The organism is Saccharibacillus sp. O23, from assembly GCF_002205895.1.
Taxonomy (GTDB): Bacteria; Bacillota; Bacilli; order Paenibacillales; family Paenibacillaceae; genus Saccharibacillus.
The window spans coordinates 503,707-527,044 of the sequence record NZ_NJDE01000002.1 but is presented as its reverse complement, the minus strand read 5'-3'; the positions used below and the strand labels follow the sequence as shown (position 1 = coordinate 527,044).

General features: G+C 56.2%; 19 protein-coding genes. 13 read left to right on the top strand and 6 right to left on the bottom strand.

Annotated features, from left to right (window positions below; genetic code table 11):
- Nucleotides 1-105 precede the first annotated feature (105 nt).
- Nucleotides 106-2,418, top strand: a complete 2,313-nt coding sequence (locus tag CDO73_RS03910; protein ID WP_088487168.1) for a DNA topoisomerase III — start codon at nucleotides 106-108, stop codon at nucleotides 2,416-2,418.
- Here the strand turns inward: CDO73_RS03910 and CDO73_RS03905 are convergent.
- Both CDO73_RS03905 and CDO73_RS03900 read right to left on the bottom strand, forming a co-directional pair.
- Nucleotides 2,415-3,179, bottom strand: coding sequence for an HAD family hydrolase (locus tag CDO73_RS03905; RefSeq protein WP_088487167.1), 765 nt, complete (start codon nucleotides 3,177-3,179; stop codon nucleotides 2,415-2,417). The two genes, CDO73_RS03910 and CDO73_RS03905, sit on opposite strands and share 4 nt — an antisense overlap.
- Nucleotides 3,180-3,241: 62 nt before the next feature.
- The gene (locus CDO73_RS03900) at nucleotides 3,242-4,162 is read right to left on the bottom strand and encodes an ArsR/SmtB family transcription factor (RefSeq protein ID WP_256972547.1); all 921 of its coding nucleotides are present in this window, start codon (nucleotides 4,160-4,162) and stop codon (nucleotides 3,242-3,244) included.
- A 135-nt stretch (nucleotides 4,163-4,297) separates the two neighbouring features.
- Between CDO73_RS03900 and CDO73_RS03895 the strand changes: the two genes are divergently transcribed.
- From CDO73_RS03895 to CDO73_RS03870, 6 genes are all read left to right on the top strand, one after another.
- Nucleotides 4,298-5,473, top strand: a complete 1,176-nt coding sequence (locus CDO73_RS03895) for an MFS transporter (protein ID WP_088487243.1) — start codon at nucleotides 4,298-4,300, stop codon at nucleotides 5,471-5,473.
- A gap of 73 nt (nucleotides 5,474-5,546) precedes the next feature.
- A complete protein-coding gene (locus CDO73_RS03890) occupies nucleotides 5,547-6,272 on the top strand; it encodes a phosphonate ABC transporter ATP-binding protein (RefSeq protein WP_088487165.1) in 726 nt (241 codons plus the stop codon).
- An 84-nt stretch (nucleotides 6,273-6,356) separates the two neighbouring features.
- A complete protein-coding gene (locus CDO73_RS03885; RefSeq protein ID WP_143536064.1) occupies nucleotides 6,357-7,649 on the top strand; it encodes a hypothetical protein in 1,293 nt (430 codons plus the stop codon).
- A 49-nt stretch (nucleotides 7,650-7,698) separates the two neighbouring features.
- Entirely contained in the window at nucleotides 7,699-8,397 is a 699-nt protein-coding gene (locus tag CDO73_RS03880; RefSeq protein WP_087797311.1) for a response regulator transcription factor, read from the top strand.
- Nucleotides 8,394-9,875: a sensor histidine kinase gene (locus CDO73_RS03875; RefSeq protein WP_088487163.1), complete on the top strand. Its 1,482-nt coding sequence runs from the start codon at nucleotides 8,394-8,396 to the stop codon at nucleotides 9,873-9,875. Before CDO73_RS03880 ends, CDO73_RS03875 begins: the two co-directional genes overlap by 4 nt.
- A gap of 34 nt (nucleotides 9,876-9,909) precedes the next feature.
- Nucleotides 9,910-10,479: a GNAT family N-acetyltransferase gene (locus tag CDO73_RS03870; RefSeq protein WP_088487162.1), complete on the top strand. Its 570-nt coding sequence runs from the start codon at nucleotides 9,910-9,912 to the stop codon at nucleotides 10,477-10,479.
- Between the two features lie 67 nt (nucleotides 10,480-10,546).
- On the opposite strand, the gene CDO73_RS03865 is transcribed toward CDO73_RS03870, so the two are convergent.
- Entirely contained in the window at nucleotides 10,547-11,761 is a 1,215-nt protein-coding gene (locus CDO73_RS03865; protein ID WP_088487161.1) for a glucose-1-phosphate adenylyltransferase, read from the bottom strand.
- Between the two features lie 215 nt (nucleotides 11,762-11,976).
- On the opposite strand from CDO73_RS03865, the gene glgB reads away from it, so the two are divergent.
- From glgB to CDO73_RS03850, 3 genes are all read left to right on the top strand, one after another.
- A complete protein-coding gene (gene glgB / locus CDO73_RS03860; RefSeq protein ID WP_256972546.1) occupies nucleotides 11,977-14,097 on the top strand; it encodes a 1,4-alpha-glucan branching protein GlgB in 2,121 nt (706 codons plus the stop codon).
- A complete protein-coding gene (gene glgA / locus CDO73_RS03855; RefSeq protein WP_088487160.1) occupies nucleotides 14,094-15,524 on the top strand; it encodes a glycogen synthase GlgA in 1,431 nt (476 codons plus the stop codon). The genes glgB and glgA overlap by 4 nt, the downstream gene beginning before the upstream one ends.
- Before the next feature lie 155 nt (nucleotides 15,525-15,679).
- The gene (locus CDO73_RS03850) at nucleotides 15,680-16,066 is read left to right on the top strand and encodes an iron chaperone (protein WP_088487159.1); all 387 of its coding nucleotides are present in this window, start codon (nucleotides 15,680-15,682) and stop codon (nucleotides 16,064-16,066) included.
- 430 nt (nucleotides 16,067-16,496) lie between these two features.
- On the opposite strand, the gene CDO73_RS27105 is transcribed toward CDO73_RS03850, so the two are convergent.
- From CDO73_RS27105 to CDO73_RS03840, 3 genes are all read right to left on the bottom strand, one after another.
- Nucleotides 16,497-16,631 (bottom strand): hypothetical protein, encoded by a 135-nt coding sequence (locus tag CDO73_RS27105; protein WP_256972545.1) that lies wholly within the window; start codon nucleotides 16,629-16,631, stop codon nucleotides 16,497-16,499.
- 107 nt (nucleotides 16,632-16,738) lie between these two features.
- Entirely contained in the window at nucleotides 16,739-18,487 is a 1,749-nt protein-coding gene (locus CDO73_RS03845; protein ID WP_088487158.1) for an alpha-glycosidase, read from the bottom strand.
- A 174-nt stretch (nucleotides 18,488-18,661) separates the two neighbouring features.
- On the bottom strand, nucleotides 18,662-19,867 hold the full coding sequence (locus CDO73_RS03840; protein ID WP_088487157.1) for a M20 family metallopeptidase: 1,206 nt from the start codon (nucleotides 19,865-19,867) through the stop codon (nucleotides 18,662-18,664).
- Nucleotides 19,868-20,077: 210 nt separating this feature from the next.
- Here CDO73_RS03840 and CDO73_RS03835 point away from each other — a divergent pair, with 210 nt between their 5' ends.
- The 3 genes from CDO73_RS03835 to CDO73_RS03825 all read left to right on the top strand — a co-directional run bounded on the left by CDO73_RS03835 (nucleotide 20,078) and on the right by CDO73_RS03825 (nucleotide 23,230).
- Nucleotides 20,078-21,553 (top strand): ABC transporter substrate-binding protein/permease, encoded by a 1,476-nt coding sequence (locus tag CDO73_RS03835; protein WP_088487156.1) that lies wholly within the window; start codon nucleotides 20,078-20,080, stop codon nucleotides 21,551-21,553.
- Nucleotides 21,540-22,262, top strand: a complete 723-nt coding sequence (locus CDO73_RS03830) for an amino acid ABC transporter ATP-binding protein (protein ID WP_088487155.1) — start codon at nucleotides 21,540-21,542, stop codon at nucleotides 22,260-22,262. The genes CDO73_RS03835 and CDO73_RS03830 overlap by 14 nt, the downstream gene beginning before the upstream one ends.
- A 140-nt stretch (nucleotides 22,263-22,402) precedes the next feature.
- Nucleotides 22,403-23,230 carry a MarR family winged helix-turn-helix transcriptional regulator gene (locus tag CDO73_RS03825; protein ID WP_256972544.1) on the top strand — a complete coding sequence of 276 codons (828 nt, stop codon included), beginning with the start codon at nucleotides 22,403-22,405 and terminating at the stop codon, nucleotides 23,228-23,230.
- Nucleotides 23,231-23,338: the final 108 nt, after the last annotated feature.

The window sequence follows — 23,338 nt, the reverse complement described above, 5'->3', positions numbered from 1 at the left end:
TGCTAAAATAAATATTCGGATATAGGTTCGAAGACACGTGGCCAAGCGGGCCGGGAGGGGTCCTCTCGGCCTTTTGCTTGCTTGAACCCACAGGAGGAGATCAACTTGCAGCTTATCATTGCGGAGAAACCCGACCAGGGAGCGAAGCTGGCCGCACCGTTTCCACACAAAAAAACACAAGGATATATCGAGATCGCCCGCTGCCCCGCGTTTCCGGACGGCGCTTATGTCAGTTGGGCGGTCGGGCATATTTGCGAGCTTGTGCCGCCGGAGGAGTACGATCCGGCCTACAAGCGTTGGAGTCTCGACAGCCTGCCGATTCTGCCGGGCAAATTCAAACATCGCATCACCCCGTCGAAAGCCAAACAGTTCAATCTGCTGAAAGACCTGCTGAAGCGCCCCGAAGTGGACGGGATCATCATCGCGAGCGACGCCGGGCGGGAAGGGGAATATATCGTACGGATCATTATTCAGCTCAGCGGGATCAAGAAACCGATGAAGCGGCTGTGGATCTCGTCGCTGACGCCCCGGGCGGTCGAGCAGGGATTCGCTAATCTCAAAGACGAAGGCGAAACGCGCAATCTGTATTACGAAGCGGTCAGCCGCTCCTGCGCGGACTGGCTGGTCGGCATGAACGGCTCGCGCGTGTATTCGCTGCTGTTCCAACGCCGCGGCGTACAGGGCGTTTTCTCCACGGGACGGGTGCAGAGTCCGACGCTTGCGCTGATCGTCGCCCGGGAGAAAGAAATCGCCAATTTCAAACCGGAACCGTTCTGGGAAGTCAAAGCGAAATTCGAGATCAACGGCGCGGAGTACGAAGGCACTTGGTTCAAAGGCGAAGAAACGCGGCTGAAGACGCCGGAAGAAGCGGAAGAGATTCGCGCCCGCTGCGAAGGCAAAAACGCGGTCGTGGATTCGATCGAAACGGAGCGCAAAGAGTTCCAGCCGCCTCAGTTGTTTTCCTTGTCGTCGCTGCAAGCGTCCGCCAACCAGATCTTCAAATATTCGCCGCAGGACACGCTGAGCGGTTTGCAGCAGTTGTATCTGGACGGCTATATTTCGTACCCGCGTTCCGATTCGTCGTACGTGACGGACGAAGAAGCCAAGCAGTTTCCCGATATTTTGCAAAAACTCGCCGGATTCAACGAACTCAAACCGTTCCTGCCCGCGCCGAAACCGACGCTGATCGGCAATAAACGGTACGTGAACGCCGCCAAAGTCGGAGACCACTACGCGATCATCCCGACCGAGCAAGTGCCGACGCCCGGCAAACTTCAAGGCATGCATCTGAATTTATATCTCTTGATCGCCAAACGCCTGATCGCCGCTCACGAAGAGAAAGCGATCATCGATTATACGAACCTCGTTACGTTGGTGGACGGCCGCGATCCTTTTATGACCAAAGGCAAAGTGATCGTGCAGGAAGGCTGGCGCAAAGTGCTGTACGACAATACGCCCAAGAAAAAAGCCAAGCCGGGCAAAGAGGAAGACAAAAGCGACAAAGAAGAAGACGACGAAGATCTGTCCGTGCTGCCGCCCGTCAAAGAAGGCGATGCCGGAACCGTTGCGGATATTCAGGTCAAAGAAGGCAAAACGCAGCCGCCGAAACGCTACACCGAAGGCCAATTGATCACGCTGATGAAAACGGCCGGCAAACATCTCGACAACGCCGAACTCGAAAAAGTGCTTCAGCGCACGGAGGGGTTAGGGACGGAAGCGACGCGGGCGGGCATCATCGGCGGATTGAAAGACCGCCAGTATATCGACGTCCGCAAAAATATGGTGTACGCGACCAACAAAGGCACGGTGCTGATCGAAGCGCTCGGCGAAAGCGTTCTGGCTTCGGCGGAAATGACGGCCAAATGGGAGCAGCGTCTGGGCGAGATCGGTCAAGGCCAGGAATCGCCGAAAGCGTTCATGGAGCAGGCTCAGCGTCTGGCGCAGAAGATCGTATCCGATGCGATCGCCGCGGAGAAAGGCTGGTCGTTTACGGTCGAACTGCCGAGCGGCGAAGAACGTCCCGCTTACAATCGTTCCGGCGGAGGCAAAGGGAACGGAGCTCCCGGAGCGAAGGAAGGCGGCGGATCTCCGGAACTCGGAGCCTGTCCGATCTGCGGCAAACCGGTCGTCGATAAGAAAAAGCTGTACGGCTGTACCGGTTATCCGTCCTGCCTGTTCACGATTTCCAAAAAGATTCTGGGCAAATCGATCTCCGAAACGCAGGTCAAGCGGCTGCTCGACAAAGGACAGACGCTGGTGCTCAAAGGATTCGCGAAAGGCGATAAAACGTTCGACGCGGCGCTGTCTTGGAACGGCGAGCGCAAAAAGCTGGATTTCTTGTTCCCCGATCGTTCGGACAACCGGACGCAGCAGCGACCGGACCGACCGGCGGACAAGAAAAAAACGGGCCCTGTTTAAAGGGTCCGTTTTTGGAAAGAAGCGCGTACGTGACGGTCGATCAGCTCCGGAACTTCGGGCAGCTTCGATACCGTATGCAGCGTGCCTTTGGACGAATGATCCAGATCGACGAGGTTATACGCCCATTCGCGTTCCTGCTTCAAATAAATCGCGTTGAGATCGGCCGTCAGCGCGGGCGCGATATCCGTCCGCAGCGAATTGCCGATCATCCAAGTGGCGGAGCGAGGCAGGGACTTGGCTTGCAGTATGCCTTCCAGCGCCTGCACGTTCTTGTGCTGACGGATAAAGATATCGCCGCCGAAGTAGGTGCCGAGCTTCATCTGATCGATCTTGCGCTGCTGGATCTTGTCTTCGCCGCCGGTGTAGAGATACAAGCCGTGGCCTTCGCCGCGCAGCCGTTCGAGCGTCTCGACCATGCCGGGATACGCTTCGACCTCCTGATCGTATACGCTGAGTCCGAGCTTCATCAGTTTGGCTTCTTCCGAAGCGCTGCCGATCCGTCCGTAGACTTGGGCGAAATAGCGATACGTCGCGATCAGCGATTCGGGAAAATGATGGCTGGCGAAACCGACGACATGAACGCCGGCGATATCCAGCTCGAGCTGCTTCTCGCGGACTTGTTCGACGTTCAGCCCGTAATCGGCGAACCAGTCGGTCATGAGAGCGAAGAATTCGTCCAGTATCAGGTCGAAATATTTGTTGCAGTAGACGAGCGTATCGTCGAGATCGAAAATCAGATGTTGTTTGTATGGGCCCGTCATGGGATGTCACTCCTTCTGAGATCCCGGCGGGGCTTCGGCGCGAGGCGCTTCAGAGAATTCGATTACAAGCGCAGATACGATTCCAGAAACATTTGCAATTCCGATGCCCCGTCGGGACGTATGCTGAATTTTTCGTTGGATTGTTCTCCGATATAGGTGCGCAGCAGTCCGGCGGTTCGCAGCAGCACCATATGATGCTTCAGCGCCTCCGCAGGCTGCCCCAGATCGCGTTCCATCTCAAGCAGGGAACGAGGTTGGTCGGCGACATAACGCAGAAGCTTGAGCCGGTCGGGCATGGCAAGCGCGCGGGTCATGCGCAGCAGAACGGTAGGCGGTTCGTCTTCGTCCGGCTCAGGCACATCGACCGGATATTGAATCAACAGCACGTTCTGATAGAAACAGTACGTGTTCATCGGCCGGTTGTGCACGGTCGGGAACAGGATCACCGTTTTCAGATCGAGCGGCGTTTCGACGACAAGACCGCCCGACGCGTATTCGACCAGAGCGCTCGCGTCCATTTTTTGCAGCAGTTCGAGCTTTTCCGCGGCATCTTCTTCGATCAAGGGCAAAAGAGCTTCGCGAATATTTTTAAAGTAATAAGTATACCACGATTTAAGCAGCGGCGTGTAATCCCTCTGGATTCGGCTCATGTCGCCCTGCGTCAACAGCGGAAGCTGAGGGGAGATCCGCTCCAACAGACGTTCCGCCGGTTCGGTCAGCAGACGGTCGAGGAAAGCGGGAATGTCTTCGTCCGCTTCGCGTTCGATCACCAGCGCGTACAGGGCGTCAAAGTCGAGGAACGGCCACTCGGCAGCTTCGAGGAAGCGCTGCTGCATATCGGGCGGCATCCCGGCTTCGGCATCGGCGGACCACTGCGCGCCGATATCGAGGTTCGGGAGCCACTTTTTCGTGATATGTACCATAAAGCTGCCGAGAAGTTCGTAAATCTCGGATACGTCGATCTTGACTTCGTAATTATTCAAACCATAACCTCCTATGCCGAACATCGTCTGCCGTTTGAACCTATTATGTAGGTTAACGCATGAACTTGTCCACTACTACCTTGTCTGCTACTGCTTTGTCAACTCTTGATTCGCATCGAAAGGAAGGAAATGCCGTTGTCTTCACATTCCAAATATTCGTACTACATTCTGCTCGGCGTCGTCGTCATGGCGGGGCTGAGTCAAGGGCTGCTGCTTCCTTTGCTCTCCATCTTGCTCGAACAGCAGGGGATTTCCGCTTCGGTCAACGGTTTGAACTCGGCGGCGCTGTACATCGGATCTTTTGCCATGACGCTGGCGGCCGAACGCCTCGTCGGCGTAGTCGGCTTCAAAAAGCTGCTGATCGGCGGCCTGTTGATGGTCATGATCGCGCTGCCTCTGTTCCCGCTGATTCCGGGAATCGGCGTCTGGTTCGTGCTGCGCTTGATCGTCGGAGCCGGCGACAGCGCATTGAATTACGTGGCCCAATTGTGGGTGCTGCTGGTCACGCCCGCCGAAAACCGGGGGCGCAATCTGTCTTTGTACGGCATGTCTTACGGCATCGGCTTCAGCGTCGGACCGCTCGGCATCGGGTTGGTCGATTACGGGCATTACATTCCGTTCGTCGCGCTGGCATTCTTGTTCCTGCTGGTGCTGCTGCTCGTCATGCGTTTCCTTCCGGAATACCGGCCGGAACGGGAAGCGCATCATTCCGCCGGGTTTTCGCGTTTTCCGAAAATTTACCGGTATGCGTGGTTCGCTCTGGTTCCCGCTTTCTTGTACGGATACATGGAAGCTTCGCTGAACGGGAATTTCCCGGTCTACGGACTGCGCATCGGATTGGCCAAAGAAGACATCGCGCTGCTGCTGCTCTGCGTCGGGATCGGCGGCTTGATCTTGCAGCTGCCGCTCGGCATGCTCAGCGACAAGTTCGGCCGCCGTCCGATCTTGATCACGGCCGGCATCTGCGGCGGTCTGCTGTTTGCGCTCGTCCCGCTGGCCGGCACGCATCTCTGGAGCAATATCCTGCTGTTCGCTTCGGCGGGCGGGTTGGTCGGCTCGTTCTACTCGCTGGGGATGGCCTACGCCGCCGATCTGCTGCCGAAAGGATTGATACCGTCGGCGAACGTGGTCGCTTCGTTTCATTTCAGCATCGGGAGCATGGCCGGGCCGGGAATCGGCGGGTACGGCATGCAGCACGGTTCGCCGTTCCTGTTGTTCTGGCTGATGGGCGGCGCTTATGCGCTGTTCGGCCTGCTGGGGTTCTTTTTCCGGGGACAAGCAGGCAAAAACTTCGAGAAAAACACGGCCTGACGTGGCAATCCGCAATCGTTTCAGGGTACACTAGAGAAGTGAAGTTTACCAAGTCAGGGGAGTCGGATGGCGAATGATCAAGGTTAGAGGCTTGAGAAAGACCGTAGGCAGCGACAAAGTACCGGTACTTAAAGGCATAGACTTCGATCTGGTTCGCGGCGAATTCGTGGCGATCGTCGGTCCGAGCGGCAGCGGCAAAAGCATGCTGCTGCGCTGTCTGGCGCTGCGCGAGAACTGGGACGGCGGCAGCTTCGTCGTGGACGACTTGGACGTATTCAAAGCCGGATGGTCCGGCAAACGCCGAATCCGCAAAGAATGGGCTTATTTGCAGCAGAACCCGGATCTGGATCCCAATCGCACCGCGCTCAAGAACGTGTTGATCGGCCAAGTCGGCCAGACGCCGGCGTGGCGCAGGTTGACGGGCATGGTGCGGACGGACGATTATATGGGCGCGATGGATACGATCGAATCGTTCGGCCTGTTGGATAAAGCGAAGATGAAAGCGGGCAGCTTGAGCGGCGGCGAGAAGCAGCGGATCGCGACGGCGCGCGCGTTGGCGCACGGCGCGAACGTGCTGCTCGCGGACGAACCGGTGATCGGGCTGGACCCGCACACGGCCGACAACGTACTGGGTATGCTCAAAGAACTGTGCGAGAAACAGGAGACGACGGTCGTCGCGGTGCTCCCGATCGAGCTTGCCGAACGGCATGCGCATCGGATCTGGGGCATGCAGGACGGAAAGATCATTTTGGATGTCCGGGGACGCCGTTTGACGACGGCCGAGAAAATTCGGTTATAACGCGCCGAGCCGCCTCGTCGTAAGCGGAGCATGAACAGCCGCCGACGAACGGGCAGGCCTAGGTGGAAGAGAGTGAGCGTTGGAATGAGAAAAATGTGGTTGAGCGCCGCCTGCGCGGCGGGAATGCTGCTTCTGTCGGGATGCAGCGATACGCTGTCCCTGCCGGACCCGACGTCGCTGATTCGGCCGCCGCGTCTTCCGGCCGACAAAGAAGCGCTCAAAAGCGTGATCGACAGACAGCTTCCGGTCGGGGCTACGGAGGTGCGAACGCGCGACTCCGAAGATACGAGCGCGATCCATTACTCGGATCTCGACGGAGACGGAGTAAGGGAAGCCATCGTATTTTACAAGCCGGCGGACAGCACGGAGAATCTTCACTTGATGATCTTGCAGGAACAAGAAGGAACGTGGGTCAAGATGCTGGACTTCGAAGGCGAAGGCCAAGTTCTGGACAAACTCGAATTCGTGGACATCTCCGGAGACGGGTACGTCGATATTCTGGCCGGGTTCGGCGTGGACGGGGAAGACGCCGCGAACGGCGCCGGCAACTTGCTGATGGTCTATTCCTATACCGGCCAAGCTCTGGAGATTCTGGGCAATAAATTGGCGTATGCCGATTTTGCTCTGGTAGACTTGAACGGCGCCGGACGCGAAGAGTTGGCGATCATTAACTTGAAGCCGAACATCGGCACGGATATTCGCGTCTATCAATACCAAGACAAGAATTTCCAAGAAATAGCTTCGCTCGATCTGCCCAATAAAACGGTAACCGGGTATTATCACGTGACATCGGGCAAAATCTCGGCGGATCAGAACGGTCTGGTGCTCGACATCATGATCGGTTCCAGTACGTATACGCAAATCATAACGATGAAAAACGGCGTGCTCGAATCGGTCATCGACGAGACGACCGCTTTCAAAGACGGCATGCTTAAAAGCGAAGACGTCAACGGAGACGGCATCATCGAGATCGGTACCTTGAAGACCCCGGACGGCTGGAGTTATTTCCAGAACAGCGAAGACATTCCGATGCTTACCGTCTACAGCCAGTGGGACGGAAAGAAAGGCTTAACGCCGATTCAGGAACAATATCGCGACGCGGGCGGACGTTTCGTGCTGCCGCCGTTCCCGGAGGAACTGCTCGGCAAGGTCACGCTGAATACCGTATCCATCGTCGACAAATATCTTCAGTTCGTGCGGATCGACAATCGGGAATGGATCGAAGAAGTTCGCTTCTTCACGCCGGCCCAGTGGCAGAACGAACCGGAAAGCAAAGGCTGGATCAAGCTGTACAGCGCGAGCAGCCAAGTTATTGCGTACCGGGTGAATCCCGAGGGAGATCTGGCCGCGAGCAAGACCGGGATTCCGACGAATTGATCGCAGCATTCATGAACAGACGGTTTGATAGTCCGGAAAGGGGAGTCTCATGAGCAAAGTATTGATATTGGAGGACGAAGAGTCCATTCGCAGTTTTATCGTCATCAACCTCAGACGCAACGGTTTCGAGGTGTTGGAAGCGGGAGACGGCGTCGAAGCGCTGCATATTCTGCAGACGGAACCGGGCATCGACATCGCGCTGCTCGACGTTATGGTGCCGGGCATCGACGGGTTCGAAGTGTGCCGCAGAATCCGGGAAACGAACGAACGGATGGGCATCATTTTCCTGACGGCCAAAGTTCAAGAGCAGGATAAAGTCTATGCGCTGTCCGTCGGAGCCGACGATCACGTCAGCAAACCGTTCAGCCCGACCGAATTGATCGCGCGCATCCAGTCGCTGCTGCGGCGGGTGAACGTGCACCGCGAGACGGCCGCCAAAGTCACTTTCGATTCGGGACCGTTCAAACTGGACCTGATTTCGAAACAATTCAAGAAAAACGGGCAGGCGATCGAGCTGACGCCGACGGAGTTTTCGCTGATTCAATTTTTCTTGGAAAAAGAAAATACGCCGCTCAGCCGCGACGTGCTGCTCGACCATGTCTGGGGCAAAGAATACATGGGCGATCCGAAAATCGTGGACGTCAATATTCGAAGACTGCGCCAGAAGATCGAAGACAATCCGTCGGAACCGGAATATTTGCAGACGGTATGGGGGCACGGCTATAAATGGAAGGGCCAGGGGCAATGATTAAGAAAGGGATCGGCAGACAGATCGTCCTGCACTATTTTATCGTCATCTTCTTGGCGCTGATGCTGGTAGAAGTGGTCTTTCTGTTCGCGATCCGGGCCTACTATTACGATACAATCTATAATACGATATCCAGCCATATCGACGCGACGGTGCGAAGCGCGCTGATCTCGACCAATGCGGCCGATTACAGCGAGATGGAATATCTGAGCCAACTGCTCGGCCTGCTGAAGCTGCCGGAAGCCGAACTTCAGATTCTCGACGGCAAAGGCGACGTGCGGATCAGTTCTTCGGGCTTCGCTTCGGACAAACCGGTGCAGACCAGCGATATTCCGCAGGCGCTGGCTTCCGGCGGCACGGCCAAATGGATCGGGCGCCAAGCGACCACCGGAGAACCGGTCATGGCGGTCACGACGACGCTGCAGCAGGGCGGAGGGCAAGTCTATCTGGCTCGTTTCGTCACTTCGATCGAAAAGGTCAATCAACGCCTGACCGAGATTACGCTCGTCTCGATGTCGATCATCGCGGGAATTCTGATCATCGTGCTGATCGTCAGTATCGGACTCGCCAATTCGATCGTGCGTCCGATCAACAATATTATCGCCGTGTCGGCTCAGATGGCGAAAGGCCGGTTCGACGTCAGGGTCGAAGGCGATTATCGCTACGAATTGGGCGAGATGGGTTCGACGCTCAATTATATGGCGGAAGAGATCGTCCGGAGCAACCAGATCAAAGACGACTTTATTTCGTCCATCTCGCATGAATTGAGAACGCCGCTGACTTCGATCAAAGGGTGGAGCGAAACGTTGGACTCCGGCGGCTACGACCCGGACGAGACGCGAATCGGCATGGGAATCATCGCCAAAGAAACGGAACGGTTGATCGGGCTGGTCGAAGAGCTGCTCGATTTCTCGAAGCTCCAACAGAACGAGATGAAGCTGACCATGGGGCGGATCGAACTGAAAGATCTGCTCAAAGAGATCGTCCTGAACGTCTGGGCGAAAGCGGAGCTCAAACAGGTGAAGCTGCGAATCGATTCCGAAGGCGAGGCGTTCCCGGTGTACGGCGATGCCAACCGGCTCAAGCAGGTCTTCTTGAACATCGTGGATAACGCCATCAAGTTTTCGCACGAAAATTCGGTGATCGTGCTGCATCTAGTTCATGAAGACGGTTGGGTGCGCACGGCCGTGCAAGATAGCGGGATCGGGATCGATGCCGAAAACTTGAAGCGGGTCAAAGATCGATTCTTCCAAGTCAACACGCAGGGCGGCGGAACCGGTCTGGGACTCGCGATCACCCAGCAGCTGGTCGAACTGCATGAAGGGGAACTGGATATTACGAGCGAACTCGGAGTGGGTACGACCGTAAGCGTTAAGCTTCCTCTGCTGGAAGACGGAGCAATGTCCGTTCTGCCTGAAGGCGAAACTGCGGCGAGCGCGGGCGGCGAAGAACCGAAAACGCCTGAAGAACAGAACTGATCGGAATCCAAGATCAAGAAAGCGGGTGCGGAACATGCCGCCTGACAGAAACGAAAAGACGGACGAAGCCGTCCGCGCGAACGGAAGCGAAGCCGGGCTGCGGATCCGCGAAGCGAAGCGCGAAGAAGCCGAACTGCTGGCGAATCTGATGCGCGAAGCCGCGCAGGTGATGGTGGATAACGGCGTCGAGCAGTGGAAACCGGAAATGTTCAATGCCCAAACGGTGCTGAGCTATTTCGATACGCGCCGCGTCTTTCTGCTTACGGCGGAAGATCGCCCTGCGGGATTGTTCACCTTGCAGGAGAGCGACCCGGCCTACTGGGCGGACGCCGACGACGACCGGTATCTTTATTTGCATCGATTGACGGTCCGGCCCGAATATCGGGGACTCGATTACGGCGGGTTCATGCTGCGTTTCGCCGAGAAAGAAGCAGCGAGAAGAGGCAAGCTGGGCCTGCGTCTCGATTGCGTAGCGCATCTGCCGAGCCTGAACGCCTATTACGTTCGCGGCGGATTTCGTTTCGTCGCCGAACGCGACTTGAAGCGCGAGGTCGGCGGCCGTTACGTGAATTTGTACCAGAAGCTAGTGTCGGACGGTCTTTAAGCCGAGCCGCACGAAAAAGCCGTTCCCGAAAGATCGCGGGAACGGCTTTTTTGAGAGACACGGCGGTTTACGAAGACATTCCGCCGACGCGCTGCAAGGCTGACGAGTCGTAAGCGTCCGAACGGGCCTTGGCAGGTTGGGCGAAGATAGCCGGTTTGGCGTAGACCGTCTCTTGAGGTCCGACCACGACGATCTCGTCCGGCGTTCCTTTGACGACGGCGCCGTCTTTCAATACGGCGTCTTCGCCGATGATGGCATATTCGATCTTCGCGTTGCGGCCGATGTGGGCATTCGGCATGATCACGCTGTCGGTGACCGACGAACCTTTGCCGATCTGCACGCCTCGGAAGATGACGGAATGTTTGACCGAACCTTCGTTCGAGCAAGTCTCGTGGACCATCGAAGCGATCGGGGACACGGATAGGCCGCGGCGGAACAAGGCGGGACGGCTCGCTTGGCGGTTGGTGTACATCGGCCATTCCGATTTGTTCAAGCGGAATTCGCTTTCGTCGCCGAGCAGATCCATATGCGCATCCCACAAGCTTTTAACCGTGCCGACGTCTCTCCAATAACCGGCAAACGGATAAGCGCTGACCTGAGAGCCGTCTCGGATCATCATCGGGAGCAGGTCTTTGCCGAAGTCATGGCCGGACGCGCTATTATGCAGATCGTTCAGCAGATAACGGCGCAGATAAGACCATTTGAACAGATAAATGCCCATAGAAGCCAAGCTGCTCATCGGTTTGGCCGGCTTTTCCACGAAATCCGTGACCCGCAGAGCGGCGTCGGTCGTAACGATGCCGAAACGGTGGGCTTCGTTCAGCGGAACCTGCATGACGGAAAGCGTCACGTCGGCTCCCGCAGATTTGTGGGCTTCCAACATCTTGGCGTAATCCATATGGTAGATATGATCGCCGGACAGAATCAAAACATGTTCCGGAGCGTGGCGATCGATAAACTCGATATTTTTGGTAATGGCATCGGCCGTTCCGCGGTATTCGCCGTGTTCGCCGGGAGGGAGCAAAGCGATCTCTCCGTTCTCGGATCGGTTAAGCCAAGGGCTGCCTTCTCCGATATGTCCGTGGAGAGACTCGGCGGCATATTGAGTCAATACGCCCACGGTATGGATGCCCGAGTTCAGGCAGTTGCTAAGAGGAAAATCGATGATCCGGTAGTGTCCCCCGAAAGGTACGGCAGGCTTGGCAAGCGTAGACGTGAGCGGCGAAAGTCTGCGACCCTCTCCACCGGCAAGAAGCATAGCAAGGCAATCTTTCATAATCATGTTAATTTTCCTCCCCCAGTTTTAATTCAACATGATATATGATTAAACGGAAGAAGCAAGCTTTGAAACCATGAAAAAAGGAAATGAGTTGCAATTTTTGTGAATATTTTTAGACTGGCGTTATTCACGTCCCTTGCTTGCGGGTAATAAGCATATTGATGCGTGTAAATAAAGAGAATTAGCGAGCAAGAGCGCGTAAAGGGAGAGTGAAGGGAATGGCCAAACAGCCGAAGATGGGGACAACGTCTTTGTCGAAGGAAGACATTTATTTGTTCCACGAAGGTACTTTTTTTCACAGCTATCGCATGTTCGGCGCTCACTTGGCAACCGAGAACGGGCGAGAAGGCGTCAGATTTACGGTATGGGCGCCCCAAGCGGTCTCGGTCGGCGTGGCGATGGATCGGAATCATTGGGACGGAACCCGCGACCCGCTTGAGCTTATACCGGATTCGGGCGGCGTATGGAGCGCTTTCGTCGAAGGCGTCTCTTACGGCGATCTCTATAAATACGCGATCGAATCTTCGGGCGGCGAACGGCTGCTCAAAGCCGATCCGTACGGCGTGTACGCGGAAGTCAGACCGGACACCGCTTCGCGCGTCGGCTCGATCGAAGGGTACGAATGGGGCGATCAGGCTTGGCGAAGAAAACGCCGCGCGCCTTATGCGAAGCCGGTCAACATTTACGAGCTTCAGATCGGGACATGGAGACAGAAAGAAGACGGATCTTTTTATACATATCGGGAATTGGCGGACCTGCTGATCCCTTATGCCAAAGAAATGGGCTATACGCATTTGGAATTTATGCCTTTGACGGAATACCCTTACGATCTGTCATGGGGCTACCAAGCAACGGGATATTTCGCCCCTACCAGCCGCTACGGCGAAGCGAAAGATCTCATGTATTTGATCGATCGCTGCCACCAAGCTGACATTGGCGTGCTGCTCGATTGGGTGCCCGGACATTTCGCCAAAGACGCGCACGGCCTTCGCCAATTCGACGGAACGCCGCTTTACGAGTATGCCGATCCGATGTTGGCCGAGAAGCCGGGCTGGGGAACGCTCTCGTTCGATTTCGGCAAACCGGAAGTGCAATCGTTCCTGATCTCCAGCGCTCTCTATTGGTTGGAGGAGTTCCATTTCGACGGACTGCGGATCGATGCGGTTACCAGCATGCTGCGCCTCGATTTCGAGAAACAGCGCCATCAATGGCGGCCTAACCGTCACGGCGGCGTCGAGAACGTCGATGCCATCGAATTTTTGCGCAAACTGAACAGCACCGTGTTCCGGTACCATCCGAACGCGATCATGGCGGCGGAAGAGTCGAGCGCTTGGCCCATGGTCACGGCTCCGGCCCATGAAGGCGGACTCGGGTTCAACTACAAATGGAATATGGGATGGATGAACGATACGCTCAAATACGTGGAAACTTGGTTCGACGAACGGCCGAGTCTGCATAATCTGCTGACTTTCCCGCTCATGTACGCCCATTCGGAGAATTTCGTTCTGCCGCTGTCGCATGACGAAGTCGTTCACGGGAAGAAGTCGCTGCTCGACAAGATGCCGGGAACGTACGAAGAGAAGTTTGCGGGTCTTCGCCTGCTGCTCGGGTACCAGATCACGCATCCGGGCAAAAAATTGCTCTTCATGGGAGGAGAGTTCGGCCAGTTCATCGAATGGAAAGACGAGGAACAGCTCGATTGGCTTCTGCTGGATTACGAGGCGCACCGGAAGATGCAGGCGTATACCGCGGCGCTCAACCATTTCTACCTGCAAGAAAAAGCGCTTTGGGAGATCGATCACGATTGGGACGGGTACGAGTGGATCAGCGCGTCCGATTCCGATCAGAGCGTGATTTCGTTCATGAGAAAAGGCAAAAAGTCCGGCGATACGCTGATGATCCTGATCAACTTCCGGCCGATCGCTTACGAAGATTACCGGATCGGCGTGGATAAGCCGGGGGCTTATCGGGAAGCGTTCAACAGCGACGATTCGCGCTTCGGCGGCGAAGGACGACTCAACGAAGGTCCGCTTCGCGCCGAAAAAGGCCAATGGCACGGACGGGATTACAACTTGTCCTTGAAACTGCCGGCGCTCGGCATGATCATCTTGAAAAAAAGCGGCCGTTCCGCCGAAACGCTGGGCGTGACCGCACAAGCCAAAACGGCCAAATCCGCGCCTAAAGCGAAAAAGAAAGCCGAGATTCAAGCAGAACCGATCGGGCAGGAACTGCCCAAAGCCAAAAAGAAAGCGGCGGCCAAATCGGTCGGCAAAGCCGAAGCTGCTCAGCAGCCGGAAGCCGAAGCTCCGAAAGCCGTACGAAAGGGGAAAGCGAAATGAAATTACTGTTCGCGGCCGCGGAAGCGGCGCCATTCATGAAAACGGGCGGTCTGGCCGATGTGATCGGAGCTTTGCCCAGAGCGCTTAAGCAAGCAGGGGCGGATATCCGCGTCGTCATGCCGAAATACAAAGGCATCCCGGATGCCTACAAAGAAAAAATGACCCATAAAGGCGTAACCCATGTACAGCTCGGCTGGCGCAGCCAGTACTGCGGGATCGAAGAATACGACGACGACGGCATTCCGGTCTATTTCGTCGACAACGAGTTCTATTTCGGTCGCGACGGCGTGTACGGTTACGGGGACGACGGCGAACGTTTCGCGTTCTTCAACAAAGCCGTGCTCGAGATCCTGCCGGAGATCGGATTCAAACCGGACGTTATCCACTGCCACGATTGGCATACGGGGATGATTCCGCTGCTGCTTCAAGACAAATACGCGCACGATCCTTTTTACGATAATATCCAGACGGTCTACACGATCCATAACCTGCTCTATCAAGGCGTATTTCCGTATGCCGTGTTCGGCGAGCTGCTCGGTCTGGACAATCGGCATTTCACGGATGGCGGCGCCGAGTATTACGGCAACGTCAACTTCATGAAAGCGGGCATCGTCTATTCCGGCAAAGTCACCACCGTCAGCCCGACTTATGCCCACGAGATCCGTACGGCTTACTACGGCTACGGACTCGACGGACTGCTGTCTTCGATCGGCGACAAACTGACCGGCATCGTCAACGGTATCGACACCAAGAGCTATAATCCGAACACGGATAAATCGCTGGCTACGCGTTATAAGAGCAGCATCGCCAAAAAACGCGAAAACAAAACGGCGCTTCAAGCGGAACTCGGTCTGCCCGTCAACGTCAAAACGCCGATGATCGGCATCGTCTCGCGTCTCGTGGAACCCAAAGGCTTGGATCTCGTGGTTCGCGTGCTGGACGAGCTGCTCTACGGCAACGACGTTCAGGTCGTGGTGCTCGGAACCGGAGAAGCTTCGTACGAAGAATGGTTCCGTCAAGCGGCTTACCGCCATTCGAACCAATTGTCGGTGCAGATCCGCTTCAGCGAAGCGCTGTCGCGCAATATCTATGCGGCCAGCGATATGTTCCTGATGCCTTCGATGTTCGAACCGTGCGGCATCAGCCAACTGCTCGCCATGCGTTACGGCAGCGTGCCGATCGTGCGCGAGACGGGGGGACTGAACGATACCGTTCACGCGTACAACGAATATACCGGAGAAGGCAACGGCTTCAGCTTCGCTTCGTATAACGCGCACGATATGCTGCATACGATTCGCCGGGCGCTGGCCTTCTACAACGAAGACGCGCATTGGAAAAAGATCGTGCAGAACGGCATGAGCGAAGATTTCAGTTGGCTCGCTTCGGCCAAAGAATATCTGCAAATCTACGAGCAGCTTCGCGCTTGATCTTAAAAGCGGCGCAGCCGCACAGAAAGACCGGCAGCCTTGCGCTGCCGGTCTTTTTCTCGTCGAAAAAGCTTGTCAAAAAAGGATTCAGCCTTCAAAATGGAAAGGGAACAAAAGTTCGCGAAAATTCGAATTTCCGGAGGAGGACGAAACGTATGGCGACCAAGCCGACCGAAGCGTTTGCCGAGTATTTGGAGAAGATCGACGATCCGCTGCAAAAAGAACGTCTGGAGAATATCTTGAATTGGGTGCACGACACATTCCCGAATCTGGGGATGCGAATCGCTTGGAATCAGCCGATGTTCACCGATCACGAGACCTTCATCATCGCGTTCAGCACGGCTAAAGCGCATATGTCGGTAGCCCCCGAGATGCCCGTGATCGAACGTTTCGCCAGCAAGGTCGTGCAGGCCGGTTATACGCATACCAATCAATTGTTCCGGATTCCGTGGAAAGTACCCGTCGATTACGAGCTATTGAAAGAAATCATCGAATTCAATATCGCCGATAAAGCGGAGTGCACGACTTTTTGGCGAAAATAACCCGCTGCCCGAATCGGTAAGTGTTCAGCCTTTGACCTTCAGCGTCGGCGAAGCCGCGCTCACGCTCTACCCAGTGCCGGCGAAGCCGCACTCACGCTCTACCCAGCGTCGGCGAAGCCGCGCTCGCGCTCTACCCAGTGCCGGCAAAGCCGCACTCAACCCTTGCGCCAAAAGGACGGCCGCTCCCGCAGGAGCAGCCGTCCTTCTTGTTCCGCTCTTCACCCACCCGAACTTATTTCAGTTTGGGCGCCCTGCCCTCGATGGACACAGCGGAGGGGCGGAAAGGGAGTGAAGAAGCGAAGCGTTCGCCTTTGAAATCCGATTTCTACCGCAGCCCAGCGTTATAATCAAGAAATCGGATTTCAACACGCGATCGGAACCCCTTTCCGCCCCGCAGCGCCCGAGTCCATTCTTCCGAGGAAGCCACCGCTCAGAACGGACTGAAATAATACACCAACATAAACAACGCCGTTTTCAAGCCGGTTTTGACCGAACCCCGGTCGATCCATCTTAACGTCGCCAGTACCGACAGCACGATGGCCGACATCGAGACCACAAAGAACATGTCGGTCCGCCTCCTTCCGCCTCGCGGTTATTTGCTTGAATGCCTAAGGAGAAATAACCGGATTGCGGCAGGCGAAAACGGCTGTAATATACTTGTAAGAAAGCGCTTCATTTTTGGAGATTCCGGTAAAGGATTCGATAACCGTAGGCATCGAGCGGAATAGAAAGCAGTCCTCCGGAAGTGGGGATCTGCTGCTTGGTCATCGTGTCCCGCCAGTCGTCGGTCTCCATCGGATGGGACAAAATAATCGGGCGATCCGTGTTGTTCATCCAGATCGTATAGTGGATCAGCTCGTCGATTCGTTCGTAGATAATACAGGGCGTGCCCGGTTCCGCCATCAGGAAACGGAAGCGGCCGCCGCGCAGCGCCGGATTGCTTTTGCGAAGCGAGATCATCAGACGATAGAAATCGTACAGATCCCGATCCTGCCGTTCTTCGTCCCATTCCATGCATTTGCGGCAGTCGGGATCGGCGCCGCCTTGCAGGCCGACTTCGTCGCCGTAGAAAATGCAGGGCGTGCCCATATAAGTGAACAGGAACACGATCGCAAGCTTCAGCTTGCGTTTGTCTCCGCCGAGCCTCGTGAGCAGGCGGGGCGTATCGTGGCTGCACAGCATGTTGAATACCACTTCGTTCGTCTGCTGCGGGTAGCGCATCAGCAGGCTGCTCATATGGCTGGAGAATTGATAGCCGTCCATGCCGCCGCCGAAGAACGCCAGTACTTTGTCGGAGAACGGGTAATTCATCACCGAATCGAATTGGTCGCCCATCAGCCAAGACAACGAATCGCTCCAGACTTCGCCGACCAGATACGCGTCGGGCTTGGCTTTTTTGACCACGCTGCGGAATTCGCGCCAGAAATGGTGATCGACTTCGTCCGCGACGTCCAATCTCCATCCGTCGACGCCGATTTCTTTGATCCAATACTGCGCCACGCCGAGCAGATATTTGCGGACTTCTTCGTTGGCGGTATTGAATTTCGGCATATTGGCATAGAAGCCGAAGGTGTCGTAGGTAGGGATGCCGTCTTGGATAGCGAGCGGAAATTCGTTAACATGGAACCAATCCGCGTAAAGCGAATAAGGCCCTTTCGCGACGACGTCGCGGAACGGAGGAAACTGGTCGCTGCAATGATTGAATACCGCATCGAGAATGACGCGAATGCCTTTTTCGTGGCAGGCTTCGACGAGCCGTTTGAGCAGGACGCCGTCGCCCAGATGCGGATCGATCGTTTTGTAATCGACCGTATCGTATTTATGGTAAGAGTTGGCGGTGAAGATCGGCGTGAAATAGATGGCGTTGATCCCGAGATCCGAGAGATAACCCAGACGGTCGAGCACGCCTTGAAGATCGCCGCCGAAATAGTCGGTCAGAGTCGGCTGTCCGCCCCAAGGAAGCGCGCCCGGCGGATCGTTCGACGGATCGCCGTTGGCGAAACGGTCGGGCATGATCTGATAGAAGATCGCCTTTTTGGCCCAATCCGGAGCCGCGAACAAATCGACGGCATGGATATAAGGGAACTCGTAGAATCCGCCGGTAGGCGTCGGAAACCCGTCATGGAATTCGTTGTCGGCTTTGAACAGCGTCTCGCTGCCCGAAGTCAGACGGAACACGTAAGCCACGCGTTTGAATTTGGGACGTACCGGACCTTCCCAATAGTCGAAATATTCGTCGGTGGCGGCTTTCTCCAATTCCACCTCGAAATAAGTGCGGCTCCAATCGTATTTATCGCCGGTCAATGCCGTGACCCGGTCGACGTCGTTTTTTTTCGTGCGGAAACGAAGATGGATGGTGTGAAGGTCGTAGGAGTAGGCCCACTTGTCGCGCGGCACGTGATACATGGCTTCCCGAAACATGACGAATCGCCCCTTTTCAACAGATCGGCATGACCGATCCAGATCTTGCAAAGTTACCCAGCCGCGAAAAAGATGGACGTTATTACCCTTTAAAAGCGATTGCTGAAACCCTTGCTTCGACAAGAAACCCGTCCTCGCGGAAGGCGGGGACGGGCTGGAACGAATCGATTGCGTTTACGTTCGCGGAGCAGAAGCGGCGGCGGGAAGACGATAAGCGTTTCGCATGAATTCCTCGCGTACCTGTTCGAGGAGTCCGGGCACGGTCAGCGTATCGTAAGCGGTACCCGCCAGTATTTTCGCTCCGAAGACCATCGCGTCGTACGCGGCGTCTTGTTGGGCGAGATCGCGGAACCCTACGCTGTGCAGTTCATGGCGTTCGTAAACGACCTGCACGTAAGGATGGATCGCCGGGCAGCGGGTCGACACGTTCCCGACGTCGGCGGAACCGCCGTTTTCCGGCGCTTGAATCGCCGCAGGATCGATGCCGGCTTCGATCAAATTGCGGGTGAACGTCTCGGACAGCGTTTCGTTGGTGATCAGTTCGTCGTACGAATACTCGTAATTCGAGATCTTGACTTCGCAGCCGGTCTGCAGCGCGGCGCCTTCGGCGATCCGGCGCACTTTGCCGACCAATTCGTCCGTGTAAGGGCGATCCGCCGAGCGGATATAGAACTGCGCGGAAGCATAGTCGGGAATGATGTTCGCCGCTACTCCGCCGTGGTTAACGATGCCGTGAAGGCGCGCGTCCATGCGCGTCTGCTGCCGCAGCGCGTTGATTCCGTTAAACAGCATCAGCACGGCGTCGAGCGCGTTGACTCCGGATTCGGGGCTGGCCGCCGCATGGGACGCCTTGCCGTAGAATTCGTATTGAACCGCGTCCATCGCCAGCGCGCTGCCCGATTTCTGGAACGCGTAATAAGGATGGGCCATCAGCGCGAAGTCGCAATCGTCGAACAAGCCGGCATCGGCCATCGTGACTTTGGCGCCGCGCGTTTCTTCGGCCGGCGTGCCGTAGACGCGCAGCGTGCCGCCGAGCTCGCGGACGGTCTCTTGGAGTCCGATCGCCGCGCCCAAGCTCATCGTGCAGATCAGATGATGCCCGCAGGCGTGACCGATCTCGGGAAGCGCGTCGTATTCGCACAGCAGAGCGATCGTAGGGCCGGGTTTGTCCGAGCGGAACGTTCCGATAAACGCTGTCTCTATGCCGAGGACGGGCGCTTCGACTTCGAATCCGTGTTCGGCCAGCGAACGTTTGAGGCGGGCGGAAGCTTTGAATTCTTCGTTGCCCAGTTCCGGATTTTGCGCGATATAGATCGCGATTTCTTTCAATTCCGCGGCATTGGCCTCGATCTCCGCGATCAGGCGTTGTTTATTATTCATGGTTGCGAACGCTCCTTGCTTCTTGTCATTTCGAGACAAAGTCTATCATGCAAGCGAAACGTTTTCAATGCGGGCGCGGGTTTGTGACGATTGGAACAACTTTGTGAACTTGAAAAAAGTACGCGACAAACGGACAATTGTGTTGTATAAATATGAGTATCGTTTTATAATGATGACTTGTCATTTTATTGGAGAAGTGGAGAGAGGGCATTGTTTAGACTGAAAAAAATCGCATTCACGATGCTGGCCCTGCTCATGCTGCTGCTGGCGATCCATCCGGGTTACGGACAGGCATCCGCCGAGAGTGCATCGGGCACGGACGGGCAGAAAACGATCACCGTCGGACTGAGTGCGGACTTCGCGCCTTACGAATTCCGGATCACGGTAGACGGCAAGAGCAAGATCGTCGGTTCCGACGTCATGATCGCCGAACAAATCGCGGCCGATATGGGCGCGCAATTGAAGATCGAAGATATCGCGTTCGACAGTTTGATCCCGGCGCTGCAAAGCGGACGGATCGACATGATCATCTCGGGGATGACCCCGACCGACGAACGTCGCCAGAACGTCGATTTCTCGGATCTGTATTATACGTCGAGACAGGTTATTCTCACCCGTGCCGAAGACGCCGATAAATACAAAACGATGGCGGCTCTCGACGGCGAAACGATCGGCGTGCAGAGCGGATCGATCCAAGAAGAGATCGCCAACGGCATTCCGAACGCCAAAGTCACGTCGGTCAAAAGCATCTCCGACGTCGTCAGCCAACTGACTTCGGGACGCGTCAACGTGGCCGTGTTCGAAGGACCGGTAGCCGAAGCGCAGGTCAAGAACCGCAAAGGTCTGGCCATCGCCGACGCCGTGCCGGAAGACAGCGATACGCCGATGGCGATCGCCGTCGCCAAAGGCAATACGGAATTGGTCGCCGAGATCAATAAGACGCTGACTCGCCTGAACGCCGAAAAAGCCGTCGACGGCTATATCCAGCAGGCGAACGAGATGAACAGCGGCGAGACCGCGCCGAGCAACATTTTCTCGTTCTTCTGGAAATACCGCGGCTTCTACGCCGACGGCGTGAAGTACACGCTGCTGCTGTCCGCTCTGGGCGTGTTGTTCGGTTTCCTGATCGGACTGCTGATCGCGCTGCTGAGATTGTCGGGCGTCAAGATCCTCAAATGGATCGCCGTCGCGTACACCGAAGTGCTGCGCGGCACGCCGATGCTGGTACAGCTCCTCATTATTCATTACGGCATCGCGACCGCGTTCGATATCAAGTTCACGGTGCTGCAATCCGGTATCATCACCTTGTCGATCAACAGCTCGGCTTATCTGGCGGAGATCTTCCGCGCGGGCATTCAGGGCGTCGACAAAGGACAAATGGAAGCGGCGCGTTCGCTCGGCATGCCGCGCGGCATGGCGATGCGCACCATCATCATTCCGCAGGCGATCAAAAGCGTCCTGCCGGCGATCGGCAACGAATTCGTCGTCATTATCAAAGAATCGTCGATCGTTTCGTTTATCGGGGTCGCCGATCTGATGTTCCAAGCCAACGCCGTGCGTACGCTGACCTATTCCGGTCTGTATCCGCTGGTGATCGCGGCCGGCATCTATCTGATCATGACGTTGATTCTGTCCAAGCTGCTGAATGTATTCGAACGGAGGTTGAGCGCCGGTGATAACCGTTAAAAATCTGCAAAAATCGTTCGGCAAAAATCAGGTCCTGCGCGGGATCGATGCCGAAATCAAGCAGGGCGAAGTCGTGGTCGTCATCGGGCCGAGCGGCTCGGGCAAAAGTACGTTCCTGCGCTGCTTGAACCGGCTGGAAGACGTGACGGGCGGGGAAATCCTGTTCGAAGGCCAGCCGATCACGGACAAGAAACACAATATCGACAAGACCCGCGAGAAGATGGGCATGGTCTTCCAACAGTTCAATCTGTTCCCGCATAAGACGGTGCTGGAAAATATCACGCTCGCGCCGATCAAGCTCCAGAACGTTTCCAGATCGGAAGCGGACAAGCGCGCCGAAACGCTGCTGCAATCGGTCGGCCTGGCCGATAAGAAAAATGCCTATCCGGCCCAATTGTCGGGCGGCCAGAAGCAGCGGATCGCGATCGTGCGTGCTTTGGCGATGCAGCCCCACGTGATGCTGTTCGACGAACCGACTTCGGCGCTGGACCCGGAGATGGTCGGCGAAGTGCTCGACGTCATGAAAAAGCTGGCGGAAGACGGCATGACGATGGTGATCGTCACCCACGAAATGGGCTTCGCTCGCGAAGTCGGCGACCGCATCATCTTCATGGACGGCGGCGTGATCGTGGAAGAAGGCACGCCGGATCAAGTATTCGGAGCGCCGAAAAACGCGCGCACCCAAGATTTTCTGGGCAAAGTGTTATAAGCTTCGAACGAACCTCGGACCTTTCGGTCCGAGGTTTTTTGCATGCCTAAAAAAAGGAGTTGCAAAAATGATCAGGTACCTTTATGATAGGAAACAAGGTACCTGATAGTAAGGCGCCTGAATAAAAGGAGGCTTTGACGATGAACGAACATTCGGAGTACGAAGGCAGCGAACAAGAGAGAGTCGATCAAGCAGGCCGGGAAGAAAATCAACCATCCGATCAAGGATCTGATCAAGAGCGACAATTCTCGGGCGGAGAGCGACCTTACGATCGCGAAGAACAAGAAGACGAACTGCCGGGCGAAGGTCTGACGAGACAGCTGTTTCAGGTCATGGCGCTGATGCATAGATACCAACATCATATCCGCAGGAATCAGGAGCATTGGGGCGATCCGCATCGCGGACAAGGACGCGTGCTGGCTCTGCTGAAACTCAAACCGGAGATCACGCAGAAAGAATTGACGTTCCTGCTGAATATGCGGAATCAGTCGTTGGGCGAACTGCTCGTGAAGCTGGAACGCAGCGGCTTTATCGAACGCGAACCGTCGGAGAACGATCGCCGCGTCATGAACGTCAAGCTGACTCCGGCCGGAGCCGAGGCCGCGCAGCAGGCCGAAGAACGGCAGCAGGAAGGCGACAAGCTGTTCGACGGCTTCACGGAAGAAGAACGGGCGCAGTTCGGCGAATACCTGAACCGTCTGATCGCCGAACTTCGCAAACAGACGGAAGGCGACGACTTCCGCGGACGCGATCCTCGGGAATTCTGGGAACGCATGGGCGGCCCGCGTCCTCCGTTCGGCCCCGGCGGACCGGGCGGGCGCCGCGGATTCGGTCCCGGCGGCCGTTTCCGTCAAGACGGCATGAAAGGGCCTCACGACGGACACGGACGCGAGTGGGGCGGGCGCCGCAGATTCACGTTTTTCGGTTATCCGTTCGACGAACGCGAACCGCGCAGCGATCAGGACTAAACGATCTCAAGACCCGCGCAATCGGCTCCGAGCCGGCTGCGCGGGTCTTTTGCGATTTTGCGAACGCGCAAAACCGTGTATAATAAAAAACGCTTGCGGTTACGAAAG

What these genes read in the sequence shown, in the direction of transcription:
- CDO73_RS03875 (WP_088487163.1), top strand. Translation starts at nt 8,394, where the DNA reads ATGATTAAGAAAGGGATCGGCAGACAGATCGTCCTGCACTATTTTATC.
- CDO73_RS03880 (WP_087797311.1), top strand. Translation starts at nt 7,699, where the DNA reads ATGAGCAAAGTATTGATATTGGAGGACGAAGAGTCCATTCGCAGTTTT.
- CDO73_RS03890 (WP_088487165.1), top strand. Translation starts at nt 5,547, where the DNA reads ATGATCAAGGTTAGAGGCTTGAGAAAGACCGTAGGCAGCGACAAAGTA.
- CDO73_RS03840 (WP_088487157.1), bottom strand. Translation starts at nt 19,867, where the DNA reads ATGAATAATAAACAACGCCTGATCGCGGAGATCGAGGCCAATGCCGCG.
- CDO73_RS03885 (WP_143536064.1), top strand. Translation starts at nt 6,357, where the DNA reads ATGAGAAAAATGTGGTTGAGCGCCGCCTGCGCGGCGGGAATGCTGCTT.
- CDO73_RS03870 (WP_088487162.1), top strand. Translation starts at nt 9,910, where the DNA reads ATGCCGCCTGACAGAAACGAAAAGACGGACGAAGCCGTCCGCGCGAAC.
- CDO73_RS03905 (WP_088487167.1), bottom strand. Translation starts at nt 3,179, where the DNA reads ATGACGGGCCCATACAAACAACATCTGATTTTCGATCTCGACGATACG.
- glgB (WP_256972546.1), top strand. Translation starts at nt 11,977, where the DNA reads ATGGCCAAACAGCCGAAGATGGGGACAACGTCTTTGTCGAAGGAAGAC.
- glgA (WP_088487160.1), top strand. Translation starts at nt 14,094, where the DNA reads ATGAAATTACTGTTCGCGGCCGCGGAAGCGGCGCCATTCATGAAAACG.
- CDO73_RS27105 (WP_256972545.1), bottom strand. Translation starts at nt 16,631, where the DNA reads ATGTTCTTTGTGGTCTCGATGTCGGCCATCGTGCTGTCGGTACTGGCG.
- CDO73_RS03845 (WP_088487158.1), bottom strand. Translation starts at nt 18,487, where the DNA reads ATGTTTCGGGAAGCCATGTATCACGTGCCGCGCGACAAGTGGGCCTAC.
- CDO73_RS03850 (WP_088487159.1), top strand. Translation starts at nt 15,680, where the DNA reads ATGGCGACCAAGCCGACCGAAGCGTTTGCCGAGTATTTGGAGAAGATC.
- CDO73_RS03825 (WP_256972544.1), top strand. Translation starts at nt 22,403, where the DNA reads ATGAACGAACATTCGGAGTACGAAGGCAGCGAACAAGAGAGAGTCGAT.
- CDO73_RS03865 (WP_088487161.1), bottom strand. Translation starts at nt 11,761, where the DNA reads ATGATTATGAAAGATTGCCTTGCTATGCTTCTTGCCGGTGGAGAGGGT.